Origin of the sequence: Nitrosomonas sp. Nm33, assembly GCF_900107265.1 — a bacterium.
Lineage (GTDB): Bacteria > Pseudomonadota > Gammaproteobacteria > Burkholderiales > Nitrosomonadaceae > Nitrosomonas.
Genome location: NZ_FNPJ01000125.1, coordinates 1 through 3,917, shown reverse-complemented (window position 1 = coordinate 3,917; position 3,917 = coordinate 1). Strand labels below are relative to the sequence as shown.

The 3,917-nt window shown below is 46.1% G+C and carries 6 protein-coding genes and 1 pseudogene; 5 read left to right on the top strand and 2 right to left on the bottom strand.

Annotated elements, in window-relative coordinates:
* Positions 1–231, top strand: a 231-nt coding sequence (locus tag BLV54_RS16545) for a hypothetical protein (protein WP_218132426.1), incomplete at its 5' end; no start/stop codon positions are given.
* On the opposite strand, the gene ycaC is transcribed toward BLV54_RS16545, so the two are convergent.
* On the bottom strand, positions 218–847 hold the full coding sequence (ycaC, locus tag BLV54_RS14665; RefSeq protein WP_090572338.1) for an isochorismate family cysteine hydrolase YcaC: 630 nt from the start codon (positions 845–847) through the stop codon (positions 218–220). The genes BLV54_RS16545 and ycaC overlap by 14 nt on opposite strands.
* Positions 848–938: 91 nt before the next feature.
* Between ycaC and BLV54_RS16290 the strand changes: the two genes are divergently transcribed.
* Positions 939–1,199 carry a hypothetical protein gene (locus BLV54_RS16290; RefSeq protein ID WP_090572337.1) on the top strand — a complete coding sequence of 87 codons (261 nt, stop codon included), beginning with the start codon at positions 939–941 and terminating at the stop codon, positions 1,197–1,199.
* A 34-nt stretch (positions 1,200–1,233) separates the two neighbouring features.
* Here the strand turns inward: BLV54_RS16290 and BLV54_RS14655 are convergent.
* Positions 1,234–2,079, bottom strand: a pseudogene (locus tag BLV54_RS14655) (pirin family protein).
* Between the two features lie 217 nt (positions 2,080–2,296).
* Here BLV54_RS14655 and BLV54_RS17065 point away from each other — a divergent pair.
* The 3 genes from BLV54_RS17065 to BLV54_RS14640 all read left to right on the top strand — a co-directional run.
* On the top strand, positions 2,297–2,518 hold the full coding sequence (locus tag BLV54_RS17065; RefSeq protein ID WP_256329548.1) for a winged helix-turn-helix transcriptional regulator: 222 nt from the start codon (positions 2,297–2,299) through the stop codon (positions 2,516–2,518).
* 180 nt (positions 2,519–2,698) lie between these two features.
* A complete protein-coding gene (locus BLV54_RS14645; RefSeq protein ID WP_090572336.1) occupies positions 2,699–3,268 on the top strand; it encodes an NADPH-dependent FMN reductase in 570 nt (189 codons plus the stop codon).
* 438 nt (positions 3,269–3,706) lie between these two features.
* On the top strand, positions 3,707–3,917 hold a 211-nt coding region (locus tag BLV54_RS14640), incomplete at its 3' end, for a helix-turn-helix domain-containing protein (protein ID WP_339389448.1).

Genomic DNA, 3,917 nt, shown 5'->3' with positions numbered 1-3,917 from the left:
TCTGACTCCTCTAATGATGAAACTCTTTTCCAAATTCGCTTCATCATAAGGAATTCAGATTCCTTTTACTTCTTTTCTTATGTCGAACTCACGTTGATTAGTGCGACTGTTTGCGGAAAGTCTCACGCTGCTGAAGCCGAGTTCCTCCTCAGTGACGAGACAATAAAATGCCGGACGGAACGCGGTAGCTATCCGCTTTCTCGCATTCCGTACTGTCTTATTTCTTGGTGATGGCGAAGTAACTGGTCATCAGATTCCGGTAGTTAGGAATGTAACTGGAGAATAGGGCGCCCAGACCTTCGACATCGTCACGCCAGTCGCGGTGCAATTCGCAGGCCACACCAAACCAGCTCATCAACTGTACACCGGTTGATTGCATGCGTGCCCAAGCAGCATCGCGAGTTACTTCATTGAAGGTGCCGGAAGCGTCAGTGACTACGAATACTTCATAACCTTCCTCGATTGCAGATAATGCCGGAAAGGCTACGCAGACTTCGGTGACTACGCCGGCGATGATAAGCTGTTTGCGGCCGGTCTTTTTGATCGCCTTGACGAAATCTTCGTTGTCCCAGGCGTTGATATTGCCGGGACGTGCAATGTAGGGCGCATCAGGGAACATTTCTTTGATTTCCGGTACCAACGGCCCATTCGGACCATCTTCGAAACTGGTTGTCAGAATGGTTGGCAGCTTAAAATATTTGCCACAAGCTGTCAGGGCCAGCACGTTGTTCTTAAACTCATTCGGTGAAAAATCCTGCACCAGCGAGATTAGGCCTGCCTGGTGATCTACCAGGAGTAAAACTGCATCTTCCTTGGAAAGCCGGTTATATTTAAAAGTCTTGCTCATTTCTTTACTCCTTATGGTTATTAATAATGAGACATCTAAAAAATAGATTCAGCCAACTCCTAAGCAAAATATTTAAATCGTTGAGTTTCTCATGCAGATTCTGTTAAGAGTTGCAAGCAAAGCCAAACTCAGTTCTTCGCTTTCTGGACTGCCTGGGCCTTGTCATAGTTCTCGATCAGCAACCGGTAATGCAGCATCTCGGATGATCCGCATAAAGATTGGCAAATATGTCCTTGACCAATTGGAACAGGCCGCTCTGGTGATCGATAAGAAGCATGAGGGTTTCGTCGGGATTGATGTGACTTATGGTGTCTTACTATGGTTTGGTTGCGATAAAAAGATCGCGGCTTAACAACAAGATTGACTGATTACCAATCACTATGTTGTCAGTGCGCCTGTATTTTTCCCATTTTGCCGCTCTGATAATCTGCCATCGCCTGGCGTATTTCCTCCGTCGTGTTCATCACAAATGGGCCGCTTCCTGCGATGGGTTCATCGATCGGTTCACCGCAAAGCAGCAGTGCCGTTGTATTGTGTGCGTTGTCGATACGAATATAATCACCTGCCCGATCAAACAGACCAACTTCTGCTGCACCAATGGTTTCAGATCCATTGACGTGCGCCGACCCCTTGAGCACTGCCAGCAATGTGTTGTAGCCATCGGGTACGGCGAGGTTGATGGGCTATTTGCTTGTTAAGTACAAATCCCACACGTTAATGGGGGTAAAAGTGTGTGCTGGTCCTGCAATTCCTTCGAATTCACCCGCAATGACGCGCGCCCTTCCTTGACCCTCCGGCAGATTGACGGCGGGAATCTGACTATCCAGAATACTTTGATAATGGGGTGCGACATCTTATCCTTGGCAGGTAAGTTTATCCATAGTTGCACCATCTCAAGCACACCACCATGTCGCGCAAAATCCCGGCCATGAAACTCTGCGTGAACCAGACCGGAAGCTGCCGTCATCCATTGCACATCGCCTGGGCTAATTTTGCCGCCACCGCCTGAGCTATCACGATGTTCCACTTCACCGCTATACACAATGGTGACTGTTTTCAGTCGGTGAGAATTCCATGGGACCTGCATAATCAAACAGCAAAAAAGGACTGATCATGGAGCCCAGTGCTGGATAGGAAAACAGTGTGCGCACAGGAAAACCATCACCAACCCAGTGCTGCTCTGGATTTCGTTGGATGCGTAACAACTTCTTAACGGATGCATCTGATTTTATTATCTGTATGGCTTATTATCCTCCAACAAGATTTTGCATTTACGCGGTAGATTAATGCCATCAGGATAAATTGCAAGTATGCACAAAAAGGATACTGTCAGAGATAGGAAAGCCAAATGCCAAAAAAAAGAAGTTTGCTGTCCCGTAGAAGTGACGCTGAAAGTGATTGGGGGACGCTGGAAGGTTTTGATTATCTTACTATCTATTAAACGGTACGATGCGGTTTAACGAGCTCAAAAGGCACTTAACAGGAATTACTCACCGTACCCTAAGCAGGCAATTGCGAGAAATGGAAGCAGACCAATTAATTATCAGGAATAATTTCAACGAAATTCCCCCGCGCGTTGAATATTCGTTATCTCCGGTAGAGCATTCACTGCAAACTATCCTGTATGCAATGGATGAATGGGGAAAAAAATATAGTATTGAGGACAAATAAAAGTGAGTACTTTATTGTATCCGACATAAGCTTTCACCTTAAACATGAGCCGCTTATCCATAGATAATTTTAAATCTATACGTATTACGAAACACATCGGCTACACTCAGCACACTTGCGCTATACAGTGACATTGCAAATAGCCTATTTTCAGGTTTATCAACATCACAGAAAGGCATTATGATAAAAATCATCGGAATTACAGGAAGTCTGCGTAGTGGTTCGTACAATACGGCACTGCTGCGTATGGCTGCAGGACTAATGCCGAACGGAGCCATGCTGGAGATCGCGACACTCAAAGGCATTCCGCTCTATGATGGAGACATCGAGGTCAACGAAGGTATTCCTCAAACAGTTATTGTGCTGCAAGAACAAATTGCTGCTGCGGATGGATTATTGCTAGCTACTCCAGAGTACAATAATTCTATCCCGGGCGTATTCAAAAATGCGATCGACTGGCTATCGCGACCACCAAGCAGTATTGTGCGGGTTTTTGGTAATTGTCCGGTTGCGGTGATGGGTGCGACACCTGGCGGATTTGGCACAGTCCTGTCCCAAAATGCCTGGCTCCCTGTGTTGCGGACATTGGGCATGCGCCCATGGTTTGGGGGACGACTACTCGTATCACGGGCGAATCACGTCTTCAACGAATCGGGTGAGATGGTGGATGAAGCAGCGCGTGAGCAACTTCGGGATTTTCTCGCTGGGTTTGCCGAGTTCGTCCAAGCTAGTAATAAGCTGCAGCGCTGAAATTGTTAATCCCTGATATTGAATAATGCAGGAAGCCGGAGAAGCAGCGGCAAATGCCAGCGATAACTTACTCCGGATGCACTTGGAACAAATACTTGATCAATACCATCCAGACTATATTAATAGACTCAGTGTTTAACTGGATAATTCATAGTCTTATTCCATTTCCAAATCAAAAATGACGCGAAGGTGAGCCGCAGACAGTATAAATAATACGACAAGGTGAAGCCGACAAAGTCAGTTTTGATTTAGAAATGGAATTAGATGTGCTCATCAGCACCTCTGCAACTAAAAGAGCTACTCCATCAACACTACCTCTTACACCAGAACACCAAATTTGAGAGCATGCGCTACAGTATCGAATTGGAGAGTAATTCCAATTTGCATTGAAAAATGAAGAAATGAAACAATATAGCCATGAATTACGAGGAAAAAATCATGGGAAGAAAAGCAAGTGGAATAGATCAATTAGTAACGGCCCGGGAATTATTGAGAACAGCAAAAACAGCAGAGGAGTTGAGGGCGGCACAAGCGGTATTGCTGCCCCTGGAACCGGGAATGTCGTTAGAGGAAACGGCGAAGGCTATTGGACGTTCCATTAGATGGACGTGTAGCATGCGCACGCGCTACTGTAGAGTTGCTCGCTGCG